We start from the raw sequence: 18,839 nt of genomic DNA on the forward strand, positions 1-18,839 counted from the left end.
GTGCGGCGAGGGTGGTAGTTTCCTTGATGGTGGTCAGGCAGTCAGGTGGTTAAGGTGGCAGCAACGCCACTGCCGCAGCGATGCCGACCGCCATGTCTGATTCTTCCGCGCCAGTCACCTCCACGCCGGTGTCCGCACCGGTGACTCTCAACCCCTTGCGCTGGCCGGACCCGCTGCGTTGGCTCGTGCTGGGGGCGCGCGACATGATGGCCGCACCCGGCGTGGCGCTGTTCTACGGTACGTGGTTCTGGGGCATGGCACTCCTGCTGGGCTGGGTGTTCCAGGCGCGGCCGGAATACACCATGTCGTTTGCCAGCGGCTGCCTGCTGGTGGGCCCCTTCCTGGCCATGGGTTTGTACGACACCAGCCGCCGGCGCGAACAGGGATTGGCACCCGATCTGGGCGAATCGCTGACCTGTTGGGACCGCCACCTGGGCAGCATGGGCATGCTGGTACTCGTACTTGTGGTGCTGGAGCTGCTGTGGGGCCGCGCGTCGCTCGTGGTGTTTGCCGTGTTCTTCAACACCGGCATGCCGTCCACCACGGGGGTGGTGCAGGCGGTGTTCAACCCAGGCAACTGGCAGTTCGTCGCCGTGTACCTGCTGGTGGGCAGTGTGTTCGCGGCCCTGGTGTTCTCCAGCATGGTGGTGTCCATTCCGATGATTCTGGACCGCGACACCGATGCGCTCACGGCCGGCATTGCGAGCATGCGGGTGGTGGTGGAAAACCCCGGCGTGATGCTGCTGTGGGGCCTGCTCATCACGGCGCTGGTGGCGTTGTCGCTGTTCGCCTGGGGCGCGGGCTTGCTGGTGGTGGGGCCGGTGCTGGGGCATGCCAGTTGGCATGCCTACCGCGCGGCGGTGGCGGCGCCCACTGCGCCCCCTGCGTCCGCGCAGGCGCCGCAGAGCGCCGGCTGATTCTCTGACGATGGTTTACAGCAAGGCGCGCAGCGCGGGCCACACGTTGTCCAGCATGCGCGGGTGCGCCTGAGCCGTGGGGTGGATGCGGTCGGGCTGGAACAGCGCCGTGGGATCGGGCCCATCGGCCACGCCCTTGAGCAGGAAGGGCACGAGCGCCGCCTTGCGCTCCTGGGCCACGTTCTCGAAGACCTCGGCGAACTGCCGGGTGTAGTTGGCGCCGTAGTTAGGCGGCACCTGCACACCCACCAGCAGCACGCGCGCGCCCGCGGCCTGGGCCTGTTCGGTCATCCACGCCAGGTTGCCCTGGGTGCTGGCCAGCGGCAGGCCGCGCAAGGCGTCGTTGCCGCCGAGTTCGATCACCACATGCGTGGGTCGGTGCTGCTGGAGCAGTGCGGCCAGCCGCGCACGGCCGCCGGCGGTGGTGTCGCCGCTCACGCTGGCGTTGACCACCGTGGCGGGGATCTTCTCCTGCGCTAGCCGCTTGTCCAGCAGCGCCACCCAGCCGGTGCCGCGCGGAAGGCCGTATTCGGCGCTGAGCGAGTCGCCCACCACCAGGATCACGGGGGCGCGGGTGGGCTTCTTGCCACCGGACTGCGCAAGGGCGGGCGCCGCGCCCGACAGGGCCAGGGCGCCCGCCACGATAAAGTCACGCCGAATCATATGCTTCACTGCCGAGAACCTTTCATGTCCGAAACCTCCGCCGCCGCGGCCCCTGCCGCCTCCAACGAACGCATGCCGCCCGAATCCATCATCGCGGTGGAGCATGTGTCCAAGTCCGTCACGGACTCCACGGGTACGCTGGAGATTTTGCGGGATATCGATTTCCGCCTGGCGCCGCGGGAGACTGCGGCCATCGTGGGCGCCTCGGGATCGGGCAAGAGCACGCTGCTGTCCATCATCGCCGGGCTGGACACGCCCACGCGCGGCACGGTGCGGCTGGGTGGGCAGGACCTGTTCGCACTGGACGAGGACGACCGCGCCGCACTGCGCGCCCGGCAGGTGGGCTTCGTGTTCCAGAGCTTTCAGCTCATGGGTAACCTCACGGCGCTGGAGAACGTGATGCTGCCGCTCGAGTTGGCGGGCATTCGCGATGCACGCCGCCGCGCGACCGACATGCTGGAGCGCGTCGGCCTGGGCCAGCGCCTGACGCACTATCCCAAGGTGCTGTCGGGCGGCGAGCAGCAGCGCGTGGCGCTGGCACGCGCCTTCGTGGTGGAGCCCGCCGTGCTACTGGCCGACGAGCCCACGGGCAGCCTGGACTTCGCCACGGGAGAGACCATCATGGAACTGATGCTGGCCCTCAACCGCGAGCAGGGCACCACGCTGGTGCTGGTCACGCACGACCGCGGCATTGCCGCGCGCTGCGACCGGCGCATCACCATTGAGGCCGGACGGCTGGTCGATAACTCCTGAAAGAATAGCTGCCAGCGCTTGCTACTAGGTGGTTTTCAATGAATTCCATCTTGAAATCCATGCGCAGCAAGCGCTGGCAGCTCTCGTATCGATAGCGAGCTGGTGGTGAATCAGACCTGCGCCTTGCGCTCCTGTGCCAGGCAGGCGGCGGCGGTGAAGATCACGTCGGTGGAGGAATTCAGCGCCGTCTCGGCCGAATCCTGCAGGATGCCAATGATGAAGCCGATGGCCACTACCTGCATCGCCACGTCGTTGCCGATGCCGAACAGGCTGCACGCCAGCGGAATCAGGAGCAGCGAGCCGCCGGCCACGCCCGATGCGCCGCAGGCGCACAGCGACGCAACCACGCACAGCAGCAGCGCGGTCGGCAGGTCTACCTGGACGCCCAGGGTGTTGGCCGCGGCCAGCGACAGCACGCTGATGGTGATGGCCGCGCCGGCCATGTTGATGGTGGCGCCCAGCGGAATGGCGATGCTGTAGGTGTCCTCGTTCAGGCGCAGGCGCTTGGCCAGGGCCAGGTTGATCGGGATGTTGGCGGCAGAGCTGCGCGTGAAGAACGCCGTTACGCCGCTCTCGCGCAGGCACATCAGCACCAGCGGATAGGGGTTGCGGCGGATCGCCACGTACACGATCAGCGGGTTGACCACCAGCGCCACGAACAGCATGCAGCCCAGCAGCACGGCCAGCAGTTGGGCATAACCCCACAGCGCCTGCGCGCCGGCTTCCGCAAAGGTGCTGGCAACCAGGCCCAGGATACCCAGGGGCGCCAGGCGGATCACCAACTGGATCACCTGCGTCACGGCCGCGGCGCCGTCCTGCAGCATGGCGCGCGTGCCCGCGCTGGCGTGGCGCAGCGCCAGGCCCAGCGCAATGGCCCAGGCCAGGATGCCGATGTAGTTGGCCTCCAGCAGCGCCCTGACTGGGTTTTCGACCACGCTCTTGAGCACGTTCATCAGCACCTCGGACACCGACCCCGGCCCCGCGGCGGCCTGTGCTGGCGCCTGCAGCGTGAGCGTGCTGGGAAACCACATGCTGGCCACCACACCCACGGTAGCCGCGGCCAGCGTGCCCACCGCGTACAGCACCAGCACCGGGCGGATGTGCGTCGTCTCGCCCGGTGTGTGGTTGCTGATGGCGGCCATCACCAGCACGAACACCAGCACCGGCGCCACCGCCTTCAGGGCCGAGATGAACAACGAGCCAAGTATGGCCAAGTGGGGCGTTGCGGCGGGCCATACAGCCGCCAGCACAATGCCGATGACCACGGCGATGGCGATCTGGGTGACCAGGCTCGTGCGCTGCACCCAGCGCAACAGGGGAGAGAGGATCATGATCTGAACAGAAGGAGGGCCTGAGCCGCTGCGCAGGCCGCGCAGCGCGGCGCCTTGTGGCAGGCGCGGCCGCCACAGGGACGGCCATGAAGGCGGTCAGGCAAGCGGCGCCGCTTGTGGCAGCGGCCCGTTTGTCAAGGGAAGAAACGCGGATTTTAGCGGCTGCCCGGCGGTGGCCTGCGCCGCGCCACGGTGCCAGTGGGGTCGCTGGCGGGATAATCGCCACCCATGTCCTCCCCCAAAGTCCTCTTCGGCTTTCACGCCGTGGGCGTGCGCCTGAAGACCGCGCCGCAAAGCATCATCGAGATCTATTACGAGCCCACGCGCCGCGACGCGCGCATGCGCCAGTTCCTGGAGCGCGCACGCGAGGCGGGGGCGCGCCTGATCGAAGCCGACGGCCTGCGCCTGGCCAAGCTGGCCGGCAGCCATGGACACCAGGGCGTGGCGGCGCGGGTCGAGGCCGTGGCGCAGGTGCGCACGCTGGACGAGCTGCTGGACGAGCTGGAGGCCCGTGGCGTGAAAAATCCGCTGCTGCTGGTGCTGGACGGCGTGACCGACCCGCACAACCTGGGCGCCTGCTTGCGCGTGGCCGATGGCGCGGGCGCGCATGCGGTGATCGCCCCCAAGGACCATGCGGTAGGCATCAACGCCACCGTGGCCAAGGTGGCCAGCGGCGCGGCCGAGACGGTGCCGTACTTCATGGTCACGAACCTGGCGCGCACGCTGAACGAGCTCAAGGAGCGCAACATCTGGGTCATCGGCACCAGTGGCGATGCCGACAAGACGCTGTATCAAGTGGACCTGAAAGGCCCGGTCGCCCTGGTGCTGGGCGCCGAGGGCCCGGGCATGCGCCAACTGACGCGCAAGACCTGCGACGAACTGGTGGGCATCCCCATGCAGGGCGCTGTCGAGAGCCTGAACGTGTCGGTGGCCAGCGCGGTGTGCCTGTACGAGGCGCTGCGCCAGCGCGCCTGAACGCGGAAGGCGCCCGGCCCCTAGCCGCGGCGCGCCGCCTCGATGGCGGCAATGTCGATCTTGCGCATCTGCATCATCGCGTCGAAAGCGCGCTTGGCTGCGGCGCGGTCGGGGTCGGTCACCGCGCGGGTCAGGGCCACGGGCGTGATCTGCCAGGACAGGCCCCATCGGTCCTTGCACCAGCCGCAGTCGCTTTCCTGGCCGCCGTTGTTCACGATGGCATTCCAGTAGCGGTCGGTTTCTGCCTGGTCGGCGGTCGCCACCTGGAACGAGAAAGCCTCGCTGTGCTTGAAGGCCGGGCCGCCATTGAGCCCCAGGCAGGGGATGCCCAGCACCGTGAACTCGACCATCAGCACATCGCCCTCGTGGCCTGACGGAAAGTCCCCCGGCGCGCGGTGCAGCGCGCTCACGGATGAGTCGGGAAAGGTTTTCGCGTAGAACCGCGCGGCTTCTTCGGCAGTGCCGTCGAACCACAGGCAGACGGTGTTTTTGGCGGGTTGCGTCATGGGGTGCTCCTGCTGAGTCGGGACTGCTGGGCCTTTAACCCGGGATGTCGGGCTCCACCAGCGCGGCCAGCTGGGTGAGAGATTCCTGCCAGCCCAGGTAGCACATTTCCAGCGGAATGGCCTGCGGAATGCCGGCCTGGGTGATGCTCAGCTCGGTGCCGCAGCTCACGGGCGTGAGCCGGACGGTGACCTCCAGCGTGCCGGGCAGGTGCGGGTCGTCGAACCGGTCGGTGTAGCGGATGAGCTCCCCCGGCACCAGCTCCAGGTATTCGCCGCCGAAGGCGTGCGATTGGCCCGAGCCGAAGTTGTGGAACGACATGCGGAAGGTGCCCCCCACGCGGGCGTCGAGTTCTTGCACCCTGCAGGTAAAGCCGTGGGGTGGCAGCCATTTGGCCATGGCGTCGCCCTCCAGGAAGGCGCGATACAGCTTGTGCGGCGTGGTGCGCAGCACCCGGTGCAAACGAACGGTGCGGTCAGACATATGGCCTCCTTGGGTGTGGGGCATCAGGCCTGTGCCGTCACGTTGACCATCCACGGCGTGCCGAAGCGGTCGCGCGCCATGCCGAAGCCGGGTGACCAGAAGGTCGCGGCAAATGGCATGACGGTCTCGCCGCCGGCGCTGAGCGCATCGAACAGGCGGCGCCCCTCGGCCGCGTCGGCGGCCTGGATCGACACCCACAGACCCTGCGGCAGTTGGTAGCCGCCACCACAGGCATTGGGGTCCTGCCCGGGAATGGTCGGCATGGCGTCCGATCCCATCAACGACTGGTCCTTGATCTGCAGTTGCATATGCATGATGCGGCTCTTGGCTGCCTCGGGCAGCGGGGGCATGTTTTCGGAGGGAGGTATCTCCCCAAAGGTGCTTTGGTGGACGATGGTGCCGCCGAACAGCTTGGCGTAGAAGGCAAATGCCTCGGCACAGTTGCCGTCGAAGTTGAGGTAGGGCGTGAACTGCATGGTGTCTCCTTGGGGTGGTTTGAGTGGAGTAGAAGGGGGAAGAGGTGCGCGCCGTTTACGCGTGTACCAGCACGCGAAACCCGCCATAAATCACACGCTGGCCATCGAAAGGCATGTCCTTGGGGCAGAGCGGGTCGGCCGGCATCGCGTACCGCGCGCGAGGGCCACACGACCCAGGAAAAGACCACGGTCTCGTCGTCCTTGCGCTGCACGGCCAGGGGCATGGAGGTGAGCTTGCCCTCGGGCACGTCGTCGCCCCAGCATTCCACGATCTCCAGGGCGCCGTGCTTCTTGAAGATCTGCGCGGCCTCGCTGGCGTGCTGGCGAAAGGTCTCCTTGTTGGCAGTGGGGACGGCAAGCACGAAGCCGTCGATGTAGCTGTCGGGTTCCATGGCGCACTCCTTTGTGGACAATGTACACTTGCAGTGTATGCGGGCTGCGTCGATAAATGTGGACGGTGTATCTGTAAAAACTCGTAAATGCCGAATGAAGACCTGAGCCCTGCGCGTGCCACGTACCGCCATGGGGATTTGAGGCGCGCGCTGCTGGACGCCGGTGTGGCGCTGGCGCGCGAAGGCGGCCCTGCCGCGGTAGTGCTGCGCGAAGCCACGCGCCGTGCCGGTGTCGTGCCCAATGCGGCGTACCGGCACTTTCAGAACCACCAGGCGCTGCTGGAAGCCGTGCGCGCGGTGGCGCTGTCGGAACTGGCGCGCGCGATCGAGGCCGAGATCCATGCCACGCGCCGGCTGCGCGATCCGCGCCAGCGTGCACGCGCCGCGTTCCGCGGCGTGGGCTTGGGCTATCTGCGCTTTGCGCGGCACGAGCCGGGCCTGTTCCGCACCGCTTTCGTGGCGCGGCCCTTTGATGTGGAAGAGCGCGCGCCGGACGATGGTGCGGCGCGCGGGGCCAGCGGCATGGATCCGTTCGAACTGCTGGGGCACACACTCGACGGCATGGTGCAGGCCGGTCTGCTGCCACCCGCACGCCGCCCGGGCGCCGAGTTCATGGCCTGGTCCGCCGTGCATGGCATGGCGATGCTGATGCTGGACGGCCCCTTGCGCGGCCTGGACGAGGCCGGCTGCCAGGCGCTGGCCGAGCGACTGGTCGCCATGGTCGAGCAGGGCCTGCTGGCCGAGGCCGCGGCATGACGGACGATGCCGGAACGTCCGGCCCCTGCACCCCGCTGGACGAGGTGCGGGCGTGGGTGCGCGATGCGCGCCGCATCGCGGTGCTCACAGGCGCAGGCATCAGCGCCGAGTCGGGCGTCCCCACGTTCCGGGATGCGCAGACGGGCTATTGGGCGCAGTTCAACCCCATGGAGATGGCCAGCGAGACCGGCTTCAGGGCCCAGCCCGCGCGGGTGTGGGACTGGTACGCCCACCGCCGCGGCTTGCTCGCGGGCGTGCAGCCCAACGCGGGCCACCGGGCGCTGGCGGCGTTTGCGCAGCACGGGCGCGGGCGGCTGACGCTCATCACCCAGAACGTGGACGGCCTGCACCAGCGCTCCGGCAGCCCGGATGTGCTGTGCCTGCATGGTGACCTGACGGCCGACCGCTGGCTCGACCGTCCGCGTGCCTGCTGCGATCTGGCCCACGCCGCGCCCGGCCACCCGCCGCGCTGTCCCACCTGCGGCAACCTGGTACGCCCTGGCGTGGTCTGGTTCGGCGAGGCCTTGCCGCTGCCGGTGCTGGCCGCGGCGCAGCAGGCGGCGCAGTCCTGCGAGCTGATGCTGGTGGTGGGCACCGCGGGCGCCGTGTACCCGGCCGCAGGGCTGGCGCACCAGGCGCGCCATGCCGGTGCGCGCGTGGTGGTGGTCAACACCGCGGCCAGCGAGCTGGACGGTATCGCCCACGCCGTGCTGCGTGGTTCGGCGGCGCGTTTGCTGCCATTGCTGCTGGACGGGCCGCCGATGGTTGAGGCGCCATAATCGGCAGGTCTTCAGGGCGGGGTGGAATTCCCCACCGGCGGTAGGCGGCGCATGGAGGTTTTCTTGCACCGCGAGCCCGCGAGCGCCCCGGTTGCCATCAGTGCAACCGGGGGTCAGCAGACCCGGTGCGGGGCGGCGCAGGCCACTCCCAGTCCGGGGCCGACGGTCATAGTCCGGATGAAAGAAGACGTGCCGCGACCGGGGCCCAGCGCCCTGGGCGCGGCCGTGTGCTTCGCGCGTGCCGGGCCCCGGGCCCATGCGCGCGTGGGTGCTTCTTGCATGCCTTGAGGCGTTTCTTCATTTCAACCGAGGAGCGTTTCATGTCTTTTCCCGCCACTTTCTTGTCCGCCCCTGGCGATCTCCCACAGGAGGTCACGCTCGCGCCCCTGCCCGCGGTGATCGCCGCGATCGCGGCCGGCCGCCCGGTGCTGGTGCTCGATGACGCCGACCGCGAAAACGAAGCCGACCTGGTCTGCGCCGCCGCCAACATGACCGAGGCCACCATGGCGCTCATGATCCGTGAGGGCAGCGGCATCGTTTGCCTGTGCCTGACGTCCGCGCATGCCAAGGCGCTGGGGCTGCGGCCCATGGTGGAGGTGAACCGCTCGGCGTTCTCCACCGCGTTCACCCAGTCCATCGAGGCCGCGCATGGCGTGAGTACCGGCGTGTCGGCGGCCGACCGCCTGCAGACCGTGCGATGCGCCCTGCGCATTCCGGCGCCGGGGTGCGCGCCCGAGGTCGTAAGCCCGGGCCACGTGTTCCCACTGGTGGCACGCGCGGGCGGGGTGCTGGAGCGTGACGGCCATACCGAGTCGGCCGTGGACCTGGCCGTGCTGGCCGGCCTGCCGCCTGCGGGCGTGCTGTGCGAGCTCATGAACCCCGACGGCAGCATGGCGCGCGGCGCACAGGTGGCCCGCTTTGCCCGTGCGCATGGCTTGCTGTGCACCACGGTGCGGGCGCTGGCGGACTACCGTCGCGCGCGCCAGCCCTGACACCGCGCTAGACCCAGCCGAACGCGCCCAGCAACGCCCCCGCGCCCAGCAGCCATAGCAGGTGGATGCGCGTGCGCCACACCAGCAGGGTGGTGGCCGCGCTCAGCAGCCACAGTGGCCAGTCTTGCGCGGGCTCGCCATGGGCGCTGCCCAGCACCCAGGCCGTGGCCAGCAGCAGGCCGATCACCAGTGGTGCCATGCCTTGCTTGAAGGCGCGCACCGAGCGGCGCTCGCGGTTGCGGTGTGCCCAGCGCGTGGCGGCCCAGGTCAGCAGGCTGCTGGGCAGCAGCACCCCCAGCATGCAGACCGCCACGCCCACTGCGCCGAAGGCCCAGGCCGCATGCGTGCCGGTGCCGGCCGCGTTCAGGCCCACGTTCCAGCCCAGCAGGGCGATGAACAGTACGTTGGGCCCGGGAGCCGACTGTGCGATGACGATGGAGGTGTTGAACTGCACCTCGGTCAGCCAACCCTGGCGCTCCACCAGGAAGCGGTGCATGTCCGGTGCGGTGGCGATGGCGCCGCCCACGGCCAGCAGCGACAGCGACAGGTAGTACAGGAACAGGTTCAGCCAGTCCAGCGGCTGCAGGTGCAAGGTCAGCGGTGCGGCCATGGCTGCGTCAGTGCCCCGCGGGAGCGAGCTTGCGCCAGGTGAGGGCGCAGGCCGCGCCGCCCACCACGGGCAGCACCCAGGCCAGCGGCAGGCGCAGCACGCTCATGGCGACGAAGGTGGCGGCCGCGATGGCGCCGCAGGCCCAGGGCCCCAGCGGGTGCTTGCGCAGCGATGCGGCCAGGCGGCAGCCCACGCCCGCCACCAGGCCTGCGGCCACGGCGCCCATGCCGCGCAGAGCGCCGGCCACCATGGGCTGGTCGGCAAAGCCGGCATAGACCACGGCCAGCACCACCACCAGCAGCATCGGCAGCAACAGCATGCCCGCCACGGCCACCAGCGCGCCGCGCAGGCCGAAGTAGCGGTCGCCCACCATGATGGACAGGTTCACCACATTCGGGCCCGGCAGGATCTGCGCGGCGGCCCAGTCCTCGACGAACTGCTCGTTGCTCATCCAGCGGCGGCGTTCCACCAGCTCGCGCTGCACCACGGCCAGCACGCCGCCAAAGCCCTGCAGCGCCAGCCAGGTGAAGGCCCAGAACAGCTCCCGCAGGCTGTGCGGGCGTGGGTGGTCGTCCTCGGCGGTTCTGGCGGGTGATTCGGGGATGTGGGGGTGCATGGCGGGGCGGCGAAGCTGCGCATCGTACGCGTGCCGCGCGGCGGCCGTGCCGGCCTCGCCATCGCCAAACGCGATGCGGCCATCAGTCGATGCGATGGATGAACGGGATGGCGTGCATAAGATCGTCCCGATCAAACCCACGGAGACACCCATGAAACTCGTCCGCCACGGACAACCCGGCGCGGAGCGCGCCGGCCTGATCGACGCCCAGGGCGTGCTGCGCGACCTGTCCATGCTGCTGCCGGACATCGGCCCCACGCAGTTGGCGCCACGCACGTTGGCCGCGCTGGCCGCCATCGACGCCGCGCGCCTGCCCGCGGTGGTACCCGGCACACGCCTGGGCTGCCCCGTGGGCGGTGTCGGCAAGATCGTCTGCGTGGGCCTGAACTACGCCGACCATGCGGCCGAGGCCGGCTTGCCCGCGCCGGCAGAGCCCGTGCTGTTCATGAAGGCGACCAGCGCGCTCAGCGGCCCCACGGACGCCGTGCGCATCCCGCCCGGCGCGCTCAAGACCGACTGGGAGGTGGAGCTGGGCATCGTCATCGGCACGCGCATGCAGCAGGTGGCCGAGGCCGATGCGCTGGCCCATGTGGCGGGCTACGTGCTGGCCAACGACGTGTCCGAGCGCAGCTACCAGATGGAGCGTGGCGGGCAGTGGGACAAGGGCAAGGGCTGCGACACCTTCGCACCCGTGGGCCCCTGGCTGGTGACCACCGACGAGATTCCCGACCCGCACGCCATCGGGCTGTGGCTGGAGGTGAACGGCCAGCGCATGCAGGACGGCCACACGCGCAATTTCATCTTCGGCGTGCCCCGGGTGCTGGCCTACATCAGCCAGTTCATGACGCTGGAGCCGGGCGATCTGGTGCTCACTGGCACGCCCGCCGGCGTGGGCCTGGGACAGAAGCCCGCGCCGCGCTTCTTGCGCGCGGGCGACGTGATGCGGCTGGGCGCGACGGGGCTGGGCGAGCAGCGGCTGGTCTGCACGGGCGGGTAGGGTGTAGCCTGGGAATTTCAAGCCAAATATGCCTGGAGCGCTTTCCCATCAAGCGCGAGCAGCTATCATTTTGATAAATCTCGCACGCACCGCACTTTCTTACCCATGCATCCGTACCTTCTGCTCGGCATCTCCATCGTGGCGGAGGTGGTGGCCACCTCGGCGCTCAAGTCCTCGCAGGGGCTCACGCGGCTGGGGCCCAGCGCGCTGGCGGTGCTGGGCTACTGCGTGGCGTTCTACCTCGTCTCCAAGGTGATGAACCACATGGCTACGGGCGTGGTGTACGCCGTGTGGTCGGGGCTGGGCATCGTGCTGATCTCGCTGGTCGGCTGGCTGCTCTATGGGCAGAAGCTGGACCTGCCGGCCGTCGTCGGCATGGCCATGATCGTGGGCGGCGTGCTGGTGATCCAGCTGCTCTCCAAGGCCACGGGGCATTGACCCGTGCGGCCTGTCAAGCTATCGAAGCCATAGCGCAATTGCGCGGCGGGGCAGGGGGCCCGTTCCTACAATGGCTCACACCTTGACGCTGGAGAACCCCATGACCGCCACGCCCGAACGCCCCGCCCTGGATGAAGCCACCCTGGCCTTTGCCGAGAAGGTGTTCGACGCCGCGCGCCAGGGCGACGCCGCGCGTCTGGCGCTGTGGCTGGACAACGGTCTGCCGCCCGACCTGCGCAATGCCCAGGGCGACAGCCTGCTGATGCTGGCCAGCTACCACGGCCATGCCGAGGCCGCGCGGCTGTTGCTGGCGCGCGGAGCCGACGCGGGGCTGGTGAACGGCCGCGGGCAGACACCGTTGGCCGGCGCCGCCTTCAAGGGCGACGTGGACATGGTGCGCCTGCTGCTGGACGGTGGTGCGGCCGTGGACGGGCCTTCGCCCGATGGCCGTACGCCGCTGATGTTCGCCGCCCTGTTCAACCATCCGGCCGTGGTGGAACTGCTGCTGTCACGCGGCGCCAACCCGCGCGCAGCCGACCAGCAAGGCAACACCGCCTTGGGCTGCGCCCTCGCGATGAAAGCCGACGCGGCAGCCGCCCTGCTGCGCTCGGCAGGTGCCGAAATTTTTTGAGTAAAAAGACGAGTTGGCGCGGGTTGGATAAGCGGTTGAAGCTATTTTATTGATAGCAAGATGGGTGGCGTATGCCCGGCAGCGGATGCCACCGCCGGGGCAATGCGCTTTGGTGCCCAAGCCGTTAACCACCCCACAACTGCAACACCACCTGCGTATACAGCGGGATGCCCAGCAGGATGTTGAGCGGAAACGTCACACCCAGCGACAGGCTGACGTACAGCGAAGGATCTGCCTCGGGTATCGCATAGCGCACCACGGCGGGCACGGCGATATACGACGCACTGGCGGCCAGCACCATCAGCAGCACGGCGTCGCCCGCGGGCACCTGGGCGAGCCACGCCAGGCTGACCGCCACGCTGGCATGCACCAGCGGACCCCACACTGCGTAGGCCAACAGCCAGGGCGACTGTTTGCGCACGGCGGGCAGATTGCGCGCGGCAGACAGGCCCATGTCCAGCAGGAACAGGCAGAGCATGCCCTTGAACAGGTCACCCGAAAACGGCTGCATGGCAGCCTTGCCTGCCTCGCCCGTGACAAGGCCGATGAGCATGGCGCCCAGCAACAGCAGTTGGGTGCCATCGGTGAACGATTCGCGCAGGATCTTCCCCACCGACAAGGCCGGACCGCCCTTGCCCGCTGGGGTGGGGCCCGCGGCACCCAGCCCGCCGGGGCCGGCCAGGGCCGCGGTGCCTGAAGGAGAAACGGCCATCACGGGCGCAGCATGGGCTGCGGGCACCGCCTGGCGCTGGCGCAGCGCATTGGCCAGCATCACGGCCAGGAGGATGGCGGGCGACTCCATCAGCGCCATGGCCGCTGCCATGTAGCCGCCGTAGGAGATGGATTGCGATTCCAGGTACTGCGTGGCGGTCACGAATGTCACCGCGCTGACCGATCCATACGTGGCCGCCACGGCCGCCGCGTTGAAGCCCGACAGCACCCGCCGCAGCAGCGCGTAACCCACCAGGGGCACCACCACGGCCAGCAGCACCGCCAGCCCCAGGCTGCTGGCCACGCTGGTCGTGAAGCCCGAGGCCGCCAGCGCAAAGCCGCCCTTCAGGCCCAGCGCCGTGAGCAGATAAATCGACAAGAACTTCGAGATGGCTGCAGGCATCTCCAGGTTGGACCGCACTAGGCCCGCAAAAGCGCCCAGCGCAAAAAAAAGGACCGCAGGGTCCAGCAAACTTTGCATTCTTCAACTCCACATGGGTGATGGGAGGCGATGCTAGAGAGGGCAGGGGGCAAAGTAAAATCGATTCGAATGCGGTTATCTATAGATAAAAATCTATGAATATCACTTTTCGCCAACTGCGCCTGTTTCTTGCGCTGGCCGAGACCGGCAGCGTGAGCGCCGCCGCCAAGCTCATGCACGTGACCCAGCCCACGGCTTCGATGCAGTTGCGCGAGGTGGCGCAAGCGGTGGGCGTGCCGCTGTACGAGGTGGTGTCGCGCCGCGTGTACCTGACCGAGGCGGGCCAGGCCCTGGCCCGCACCGCCCGCGCCATCGCCAGCGAGTGGGATGCGTTTGAGCAGGGCATTTTGGGCGCCAAGGGCCTGACCAGCGGCCGGCTCAAGGTGGCGGTGGTGAGCACCGCCAAGTACTTCGTTCCCCGCCTGCTGGGCAGCTTTTGCAAGCTGCACCCGCAGATCGATATTTCGCTGGAAGTTCTCAACCGCGACCATGTCATCACCCGTCTGCGTGCCAACCAGGACGACCTTTACGTGATGTCCATGCCGCCGGGCGATCTGCCGCTGGAGGACCACGTGCTCATGCCCAACCCGCTGGTGGTCATCGCTCCCGCGGGGCACCGGCTGGCCGCCAAGAAACGGGTGGCCTTGCCGCAGTTGCAGAGCGAGCGGTTCATCCTGCGCGAGAAAGGCTCAGGCACACGAATGGCGACGGACGCCCATCTGCGCCAGTTGGGCTTTGCGCCCGCTGCGGTACTGGAGCTGGGCAGCAACGAGGCCATCAAGGAGTCGGTGCAAGGGCAACTGGGCGTTTCCATCGTTTCGCGGCACGCGCTGGGTCCGCACCTCGATGGCCTGGCCATTCTGAACGTGCAGGGTTTTCCCATCCAGTCGCAGTGGCACCTGGTCTGGCCCAAGGGCAAGCGGCTGTCGCCCATTGCCGAAGTGTTTCGCGGGCATTTGATGGATGAGGCTGCTGGATGGATGCAGAGCCGCTGAGGGACCGCGGCGGGGCTTGGCTTATCCCTTGACCAATGAAGGCGCGGTCGTCGCCGCCTCATGGCTGTGACTGACGATGGTGGCCAGACTCGGGGCAGGCACCGGTTTGCACGTACATCAAGTCAGCACCCTGTGGCAAAGGCTGTCGGGCAACGGGCTGCTGCGCCGGCTCATGCGCGTGCGGGGCGTGGCCCCACAGGCTTTTCACCGACGGGGGTGGGTGCCGCACCCGGCTGTACCGGGCCCGACTGTTATGGGTGCGTGAGTGCGACGCCACCCGCCAGTCGCGCCTGTACGGCGCGCTGCAGGGTGGAGGGGGCGTCAGCCAGCAGTGCGGGCCAGTCGGCCTGCGCGCGGCGTACCAGGTCCCGCAGCAGTGCCAGGTGGCGCGGTATGCGCAACAGGCCGGCGGTCTTGATGAGAGCCTGCAGTGCGTCCCAGTCCAGCGCGCGCATGCTGCGGTCGATGGCGCGATTCACCGCGTACTGGTGTTCGGTCGCTCCCTCGAAGAACGCAGCCACGCACACCGGGTCGTACAGCGGCGCCAGGCGCGGCGTTTGCCCGTCGGGGTAGACCAGTGCCCAGTTCTTCAGGTGCGCGTCGGTGTTGCCCATGAGGATGAACGCCACCATGCGCGCCAGGAACTCGCGGGTGTCCTGCACGGGCTGGTCGCTCAGGCGATCGACCACGCGCAGCATGGTGGCCCAGTCCTGCAACAGGCCCTTGCCGTACTTCTGGCGCGGCGCGTAGCCCAGGGCCTGGTTGAACTCCTCCATGTGCACGCGGGTGCCGTCGGCCAGATGGTCGAAGCGTTGCACAGCCAGGATGTCGTCGAACGGCACGGCCTCGGGCAGTTCCGCCTCGGCGCGGGTGATGATGCGCGCCTGGGCGCAATGCAGGCCCAGGCTACCGGCCAGCTGGTAGCAGGTGAACTCGTTGGCCACCAGGTCCGGGTGGGCCGTGGTGGGCAACTTGAGGATCACGCTGCCGGCGGCGCCGCGGCGCTTGACGAGGTAGCGGCGCCCGTCCTGCACGGCACTGAACTTGGTGACCACACCGGGCAGTGAGGCGGCGTCTTCCACCGGGTATTCGACAAACCCGGGCTCCAGCACGTCCAGGCCCTGCGTGGTGTGCCAGTAGCGCACCACGTCGGGCACGCCCTCCTGGGCGGGCACGGGTTCGACCTCCAGCGCGCCCATCAGGTCGTGGCCGGCGGCGGCCAGCAGCTCGAACTCGTCGTCGGGCGCGCAGCCGCGTTCGCGCGCCAGGCGGTCGCGGTTGTGGCCCTCGGGCAGCAGATTCTGGAAGTACGCCGGCCAACGCCCGTCGGTGCGCACCAAGCGGGCGTCACGCGCCGAGCGCAGGATCTGCTGCGTGTCCGCCTCGTTCGCGCCGCGGTAGCTCAGCGACAGGGTGGGGCGCTGCGGGTCGGCGATGTAGTCCTCATCGAAAGACACGCGCAGGATGTCGCCGTACTGGGTCAGGTAGCCGATACCGCGCCGCCCGCCCCCCTGCGCTGCAGGGCGGTGCAGGTACAGGCGCAGGTAGCGGATAGCGGTGCTCATCGTGCGTCTCGCTCAGCGACCTAGGCTCTCCACCACCGAGGGGGGGGCGTCCGCTCCCGAGGGCTGGCCCAGGAACTTGCCCCCCGACTGGATGAAGGCCTGCAGCGCGGGGCCCAGTTCGGCCGGCACGGCAATCAGTTCCATGCCGAGCACGCGGGCCATCTCGGCCAGGGTGGAAAAGCGCGGGTCCACGTCCCCCGTCTCGGTGCGCTGCACGGCCATGCGCGACAGGCCGGCTTGTGCGGCCAGGTCGGCCTGCGTGATGCGCCGGGCTTTGCGCACTTCTGCCAATGTGGTGATCAACGAATGCGTCATGCCACCCTTTATACGCTTTTTTATTAAAAAGCGCTTTATAAGTTTCTTTTTTTAAGCGGGACACGGCAGCAGAGCCCCGCGCAACTCAGCAAAGCGCTGCGCCTGCAGCGCCAGCCATTCCTTTACCAGCAGCATCGGCGGGCTGGGTTGCGCCGTGGTGACGAAAGAGTACGACGCCCGCGAGCGCACGCTGCACCCGAACAGCGGCACCAGCCGCCCGTGCCGTACGTCTTCCAGCACGAGGGCCGCGCGCCCGATGGCAATGCCTTGGCCCGCCAGGGCGGCGCTCAGCGCCAATTGCGACAGGTTGAACTGCTGCCCGGCGCCCCAGGCGGGCGGCGCTGTGTCCGTGCAGGCGCACCAGTGTTGCCATTCCTCAAACGGCTCGGCTCCCTCCCAGGCACTGCTGTCGTGCAGCAGCCATTCACCGCGCAATTGCGAGGGTGACTGCAGGTCAGGATGGGCGGCCAGGAAGGCGGGGCTGGCCACGGGAATTAGCCACTCATCTAGGAACACACTGGCGCGCAGGTCGGTGTAGCCGCCCAGGTCGAAGCGAACTGCCGCCTCGACCCCGTCGCGCACCATGCGGGTGCGGTCCAGCCGGTGGAACTCGCCAAACACGCGCAGGCCCACGTCTGGGTGTTCACGAAAGAATTCCCCCAGCCGCGGCGTGAGCCACTGCATGGCAAACGAGGGGGAGCAGCTCAGCGTGGCCACGGGCGTATCGCCGGTCACACGCATCTGCGACAGGGCGTCCTCGACGGCGCCGAAGCTCTCACGCAGCACCACGGCCAGCCATTTGCCCTCGGGCGTGGGCATGAGGGTGCGGGGCGTGCGCACGAAGAGGGGGCGCCCCAGCCAGGTTTCCAGTTGCTTGACCTGCTGGCTCACTGCGCCCTGGGTGATGCACAACTCCGCCGCCGCGCGCGTGAAGCTGCCGTGGCGTGCGGCCGCTTCAAAGCAGCGCAGCCACGCGAGCAGGGAAGGAAAAAGCCGTGAATTCATTATTCAAACTAATGCACTCGTCAATATAAATGAGTTGTATCGGTGCCGGGGCATGCCAAGAATGCCGTCTGTACCCACCTTCCACCGACGCAGCCCATGCCCTCCGTTGTTTCCCCACAGGATTGCTTGCAGGACGACGCCCCGGCCGCACAGCTGCGCCGCGCCGAGCCCTGCCTATGGCTCAACCCCCACAGGCAGTCCATACCCGCCGCACGGCAGGCCGTGGCCGGTGATCACATTAGTCTGGATGATACGGAGAAGGCAGCGGCGCGCTTCGTGCGCTTTGCGCCGCTGCTGGAGAGCGTGTTCCCCGAATTGCAGGCGACGGGTGGCGTGATCGAGTCGCCCCTGTTACCAGCGTCCAGCCTGCATGCCGCGGCGGGGCTGGCCGCGGGCCAGGGCGCGCTGTGGATCAAGGCGGACCACCGGTTGCCTGTGGCCGGGTCCATCAAGGCACGCGGAGGCATCCATGAGGTGCTGGAGTTGGCCGAGCGCCTGGCACTGCAGCACGGCCTGCTGACGCCGCGGTCCGGTGCCGACGACTACCGCGCCCTGGCAAACCCCGCTGCGCGCGCCGTGTTTGCGCGCTACACCGTGGCCGTGGGCTCCACGGGCAACCTGGGCCTGAGCATCGGTGTGGCGGCATCGGCGCTGGGTTTTCACGCCGTGGTGCACATGTCGGCCGATGCCAAGGAATGGAAGAAACAACGCCTGCGCCAGCGCGGCGTGCAGGTGGTGGAGCACGCGGGTGACTACGAGGGCGCTGTGGCCGCGGGGCGTGCGCAGGCGGCGCAGGACCCGTTCAGCCATTTCGTGGACGACGAACGCTCGCTGTCGCTGCTGCTGGGTTACAGCGCCGCGGCGCTGCACCTGCGCCAGCAGTTGCAGGACGCGGGCATCGCCGTGGACGCGCAGCACCCCCTGTTCGTCTACCTGCCCTGCGGGGTGGGGGGGGCGCCGGCGGGCATCACCTTCGGCCTGCGGCAGGTGCTGGGGGCGCATGTGCACTGCTTCTTCGCGGAGCCCGTGCAGTCGCCGTGTTTCATGGTGCAAATGATGGCCGGACAGGGCGCACACCCCTCGGTGTACGACTGGGGCCTCACCAACCGGACGGAAGCCGACGGCCTGGCCGTGCCACGCGCGTCCCTGCCCGCGGCCGAGCTGATGGAGCCGTTGCTGGCGGGCTGCTTCACCGTGTGCGACGACACCCTGTTTCGCCAATTGGTACAGGTGCTGGATGCCACGGGCGAGCGCATCGAGCCGTCCGCAGCGGCGGGCCTGAGCGGCCCGGGTTTCCTGACGGGCACCGAGACGGGCCGCACCTGGCTGCACGCGCAAGGGCTGTGGCCCCACCTGGCGCAGGCCACGCACCTGGTGTGGACCACCGGCGGGCTGTACGTGCCGCCCGAGGCCTACGCGCGCTTCGAGGAACGTGGCCGGGCCCTGGGTTGACG

The 18,839-nt window shown here is 68.6% G+C and carries 22 protein-coding genes, 1 pseudogene and 1 riboswitch; of the genes and pseudogenes, 11 read left to right on the forward strand and 12 right to left on the reverse strand.

Annotated elements, in window-relative coordinates; genetic code table 11:
- Positions 1-92: 92 nt before the first annotated feature.
- A complete protein-coding gene (locus QY917_RS04275; protein ID WP_302078768.1) occupies positions 93-917 on the forward strand; it encodes a DUF2189 domain-containing protein in 825 nt (274 codons plus the stop codon).
- A gap of 15 nt (positions 918-932) precedes the next feature.
- Here the strand turns inward: QY917_RS04275 and QY917_RS04280 are convergent, their stop codons facing one another.
- Entirely contained in the window at positions 933-1,580 is a 648-nt protein-coding gene (locus tag QY917_RS04280) for an arylesterase (RefSeq protein WP_123676345.1), read from the reverse strand.
- Positions 1,581-1,604: 24 nt separating this feature from the next.
- Here QY917_RS04280 and QY917_RS04285 point away from each other — a divergent pair, with 24 nt between their 5' ends.
- Entirely contained in the window at positions 1,605-2,333 is a 729-nt protein-coding gene (locus QY917_RS04285) for an ABC transporter ATP-binding protein (protein ID WP_088886914.1), read from the forward strand.
- A 110-nt stretch (positions 2,334-2,443) separates the two neighbouring features.
- Here QY917_RS04285 and sstT read toward each other — a convergent pair whose 3' ends face one another.
- On the reverse strand, positions 2,444-3,664 hold the full coding sequence (gene sstT, locus QY917_RS04290) for a serine/threonine transporter SstT (RefSeq protein ID WP_123676344.1): 1,221 nt from the start codon (positions 3,662-3,664) through the stop codon (positions 2,444-2,446).
- A 228-nt stretch (positions 3,665-3,892) separates the two neighbouring features.
- Between sstT and rlmB the strand changes: the two genes are divergently transcribed.
- A complete protein-coding gene (gene rlmB, locus QY917_RS04295) occupies positions 3,893-4,639 on the forward strand; it encodes a 23S rRNA (guanosine(2251)-2'-O)-methyltransferase RlmB (protein ID WP_015913162.1) in 747 nt (248 codons plus the stop codon).
- Between the two features lie 20 nt (positions 4,640-4,659).
- Here rlmB and QY917_RS04300 read toward each other — a convergent pair whose 3' ends face one another.
- The 4 genes and pseudogenes from QY917_RS04300 to QY917_RS04315 all read right to left on the reverse strand — a co-directional run bounded on the left by QY917_RS04300 (position 4,660) and on the right by QY917_RS04315 (position 6,494).
- Positions 4,660-5,145 carry a VOC family protein gene (locus QY917_RS04300; protein ID WP_123676343.1) on the reverse strand — a complete coding sequence of 162 codons (486 nt, stop codon included), beginning with the start codon at positions 5,143-5,145 and terminating at the stop codon, positions 4,660-4,662.
- 34 nt (positions 5,146-5,179) lie between these two features.
- On the reverse strand, positions 5,180-5,626 hold the full coding sequence (locus tag QY917_RS04305) for an SRPBCC family protein (protein ID WP_123676342.1): 447 nt from the start codon (positions 5,624-5,626) through the stop codon (positions 5,180-5,182).
- A gap of 23 nt (positions 5,627-5,649) precedes the next feature.
- Entirely contained in the window at positions 5,650-6,102 is a 453-nt protein-coding gene (locus tag QY917_RS04310) for a VOC family protein (RefSeq protein WP_123676341.1), read from the reverse strand.
- Between the two features lie 55 nt (positions 6,103-6,157).
- Positions 6,158-6,494, reverse strand: a pseudogene (locus tag QY917_RS04315) (DUF1428 domain-containing protein).
- A gap of 87 nt (positions 6,495-6,581) precedes the next feature.
- Here QY917_RS04315 and QY917_RS04320 point away from each other — a divergent pair.
- The 3 genes from QY917_RS04320 (at position 6,582) to ribB (ending at position 9,021) form a co-directional block, all read left to right on the forward strand.
- Complete coding sequence (locus QY917_RS04320) at positions 6,582-7,250, forward strand: TetR/AcrR family transcriptional regulator (RefSeq protein WP_123676340.1); 669 nt, start codon at positions 6,582-6,584, stop codon at positions 7,248-7,250.
- Entirely contained in the window at positions 7,247-8,029 is a 783-nt protein-coding gene (locus QY917_RS04325) for an NAD-dependent protein deacylase (protein WP_123676339.1), read from the forward strand. Before QY917_RS04320 ends, QY917_RS04325 begins: the two co-directional genes overlap by 4 nt.
- Before the next feature lie 3 nt (positions 8,030-8,032).
- Positions 8,033-8,222, forward strand: a riboswitch (FMN riboswitch).
- Positions 8,223-8,349: 127 nt separating this feature from the next.
- Entirely contained in the window at positions 8,350-9,021 is a 672-nt protein-coding gene (ribB, locus tag QY917_RS04330) for a 3,4-dihydroxy-2-butanone-4-phosphate synthase (protein WP_123676338.1), read from the forward strand.
- Positions 9,022-9,028: 7 nt separating this feature from the next.
- On the opposite strand, the gene QY917_RS04335 is transcribed toward ribB, so the two are convergent.
- Both QY917_RS04335 and QY917_RS04340 read right to left on the reverse strand, forming a co-directional pair.
- A complete protein-coding gene (locus tag QY917_RS04335) occupies positions 9,029-9,631 on the reverse strand; it encodes a chromate transporter (RefSeq protein WP_011805468.1) in 603 nt (200 codons plus the stop codon).
- Positions 9,632-9,638: 7 nt separating this feature from the next.
- Positions 9,639-10,247 carry a chromate transporter gene (locus tag QY917_RS04340; protein WP_103738715.1) on the reverse strand — a complete coding sequence of 203 codons (609 nt, stop codon included), beginning with the start codon at positions 10,245-10,247 and terminating at the stop codon, positions 9,639-9,641.
- Between the two features lie 151 nt (positions 10,248-10,398).
- On the opposite strand from QY917_RS04340, the gene QY917_RS04345 reads away from it, so the two are divergent.
- From QY917_RS04345 to QY917_RS04355, 3 genes are all read left to right on the forward strand, one after another.
- On the forward strand, positions 10,399-11,244 hold the full coding sequence (locus QY917_RS04345) for a fumarylacetoacetate hydrolase family protein (RefSeq protein ID WP_123676447.1): 846 nt from the start codon (positions 10,399-10,401) through the stop codon (positions 11,242-11,244).
- A gap of 105 nt (positions 11,245-11,349) precedes the next feature.
- Positions 11,350-11,682, forward strand: coding sequence for an SMR family transporter (locus tag QY917_RS04350; protein WP_047350324.1), 333 nt, complete (start codon positions 11,350-11,352; stop codon positions 11,680-11,682).
- Between the two features lie 100 nt (positions 11,683-11,782).
- Entirely contained in the window at positions 11,783-12,313 is a 531-nt protein-coding gene (locus QY917_RS04355) for an ankyrin repeat domain-containing protein (protein WP_302078782.1), read from the forward strand.
- Positions 12,314-12,437: 124 nt separating this feature from the next.
- Here QY917_RS04355 and QY917_RS04360 read toward each other — a convergent pair whose 3' ends face one another.
- Positions 12,438-13,505, reverse strand: a complete 1,068-nt coding sequence (locus QY917_RS04360; RefSeq protein WP_123676336.1) for a sodium-dependent bicarbonate transport family permease — start codon at positions 13,503-13,505, stop codon at positions 12,438-12,440.
- 95 nt (positions 13,506-13,600) lie between these two features.
- Between QY917_RS04360 and QY917_RS04365 the strand changes: the two genes are divergently transcribed.
- On the forward strand, positions 13,601-14,500 hold the full coding sequence (locus QY917_RS04365) for a LysR family transcriptional regulator (RefSeq protein WP_123676335.1): 900 nt from the start codon (positions 13,601-13,603) through the stop codon (positions 14,498-14,500).
- A 251-nt stretch (positions 14,501-14,751) separates the two neighbouring features.
- Here the strand turns inward: QY917_RS04365 and QY917_RS04370 are convergent, their stop codons facing one another.
- Genes QY917_RS04370 through QY917_RS04380 form a run of 3 tightly spaced genes read right to left on the reverse strand, consistent with a single transcriptional unit; the run spans position 14,752 to position 17,385 of the window.
- Positions 14,752-16,065 (reverse strand): type II toxin-antitoxin system HipA family toxin, encoded by a 1,314-nt coding sequence (locus tag QY917_RS04370; RefSeq protein ID WP_123676334.1) that lies wholly within the window; start codon positions 16,063-16,065, stop codon positions 14,752-14,754.
- Between the two features lie 12 nt (positions 16,066-16,077).
- A complete protein-coding gene (locus QY917_RS04375) occupies positions 16,078-16,380 on the reverse strand; it encodes a helix-turn-helix transcriptional regulator (RefSeq protein WP_011805460.1) in 303 nt (100 codons plus the stop codon).
- A 51-nt stretch (positions 16,381-16,431) separates the two neighbouring features.
- Positions 16,432-17,385: a LysR family transcriptional regulator gene (locus QY917_RS04380; RefSeq protein ID WP_123676333.1), complete on the reverse strand. Its 954-nt coding sequence runs from the start codon at positions 17,383-17,385 to the stop codon at positions 16,432-16,434.
- Positions 17,386-17,481: 96 nt separating this feature from the next.
- Between QY917_RS04380 and QY917_RS04385 the strand changes: the two genes are divergently transcribed.
- Positions 17,482-18,837: a D-serine ammonia-lyase gene (locus tag QY917_RS04385; protein ID WP_123676332.1), complete on the forward strand. Its 1,356-nt coding sequence runs from the start codon at positions 17,482-17,484 to the stop codon at positions 18,835-18,837.
- Positions 18,838-18,839: the final 2 nt, after the last annotated feature.

The sequence above is a fragment of the Diaphorobacter sp. C33 genome (assembly GCF_030503915.1).
Taxonomy (GTDB): Bacteria; Pseudomonadota; Gammaproteobacteria; order Burkholderiales; family Burkholderiaceae_C; genus Diaphorobacter; species Diaphorobacter nitroreducens.

Coding starts and splice junctions, on each gene's coding strand:
- QY917_RS04275 (WP_302078768.1), top strand. CDS start 93: ATGTCTGATTCTTCCGCGCCAGTCACCTCCACGCCGGTGTCCGCACCG.
- QY917_RS04280 (WP_123676345.1), bottom strand. CDS start 1,580: ATGATTCGGCGTGACTTTATCGTGGCGGGCGCCCTGGCCCTGTCGGGC.
- QY917_RS04285 (WP_088886914.1), top strand. CDS start 1,605: ATGTCCGAAACCTCCGCCGCCGCGGCCCCTGCCGCCTCCAACGAACGC.
- sstT (WP_123676344.1), bottom strand. CDS start 3,664: ATGATCCTCTCTCCCCTGTTGCGCTGGGTGCAGCGCACGAGCCTGGTC.
- rlmB (WP_015913162.1), top strand. CDS start 3,893: ATGTCCTCCCCCAAAGTCCTCTTCGGCTTTCACGCCGTGGGCGTGCGC.
- QY917_RS04300 (WP_123676343.1), bottom strand. CDS start 5,145: ATGACGCAACCCGCCAAAAACACCGTCTGCCTGTGGTTCGACGGCACT.
- QY917_RS04305 (WP_123676342.1), bottom strand. CDS start 5,626: ATGTCTGACCGCACCGTTCGTTTGCACCGGGTGCTGCGCACCACGCCG.
- QY917_RS04310 (WP_123676341.1), bottom strand. CDS start 6,102: ATGCAGTTCACGCCCTACCTCAACTTCGACGGCAACTGTGCCGAGGCA.
- QY917_RS04320 (WP_123676340.1), top strand. CDS start 6,582: ATGCCGAATGAAGACCTGAGCCCTGCGCGTGCCACGTACCGCCATGGG.
- QY917_RS04325 (WP_123676339.1), top strand. CDS start 7,247: ATGACGGACGATGCCGGAACGTCCGGCCCCTGCACCCCGCTGGACGAG.
- ribB (WP_123676338.1), top strand. CDS start 8,350: ATGTCTTTTCCCGCCACTTTCTTGTCCGCCCCTGGCGATCTCCCACAG.
- QY917_RS04335 (WP_011805468.1), bottom strand. CDS start 9,631: ATGGCCGCACCGCTGACCTTGCACCTGCAGCCGCTGGACTGGCTGAAC.
- QY917_RS04340 (WP_103738715.1), bottom strand. CDS start 10,247: ATGCACCCCCACATCCCCGAATCACCCGCCAGAACCGCCGAGGACGAC.
- QY917_RS04345 (WP_123676447.1), top strand. CDS start 10,399: ATGAAACTCGTCCGCCACGGACAACCCGGCGCGGAGCGCGCCGGCCTG.
- QY917_RS04350 (WP_047350324.1), top strand. CDS start 11,350: ATGCATCCGTACCTTCTGCTCGGCATCTCCATCGTGGCGGAGGTGGTG.
- QY917_RS04355 (WP_302078782.1), top strand. CDS start 11,783: ATGACCGCCACGCCCGAACGCCCCGCCCTGGATGAAGCCACCCTGGCC.
- QY917_RS04360 (WP_123676336.1), bottom strand. CDS start 13,505: ATGCAAAGTTTGCTGGACCCTGCGGTCCTTTTTTTTGCGCTGGGCGCT.
- QY917_RS04365 (WP_123676335.1), top strand. CDS start 13,601: ATGAATATCACTTTTCGCCAACTGCGCCTGTTTCTTGCGCTGGCCGAG.
- QY917_RS04370 (WP_123676334.1), bottom strand. CDS start 16,065: ATGAGCACCGCTATCCGCTACCTGCGCCTGTACCTGCACCGCCCTGCA.
- QY917_RS04375 (WP_011805460.1), bottom strand. CDS start 16,380: ATGACGCATTCGTTGATCACCACATTGGCAGAAGTGCGCAAAGCCCGG.
- QY917_RS04380 (WP_123676333.1), bottom strand. CDS start 17,385: ATGAATTCACGGCTTTTTCCTTCCCTGCTCGCGTGGCTGCGCTGCTTT.
- QY917_RS04385 (WP_123676332.1), top strand. CDS start 17,482: ATGCCCTCCGTTGTTTCCCCACAGGATTGCTTGCAGGACGACGCCCCG.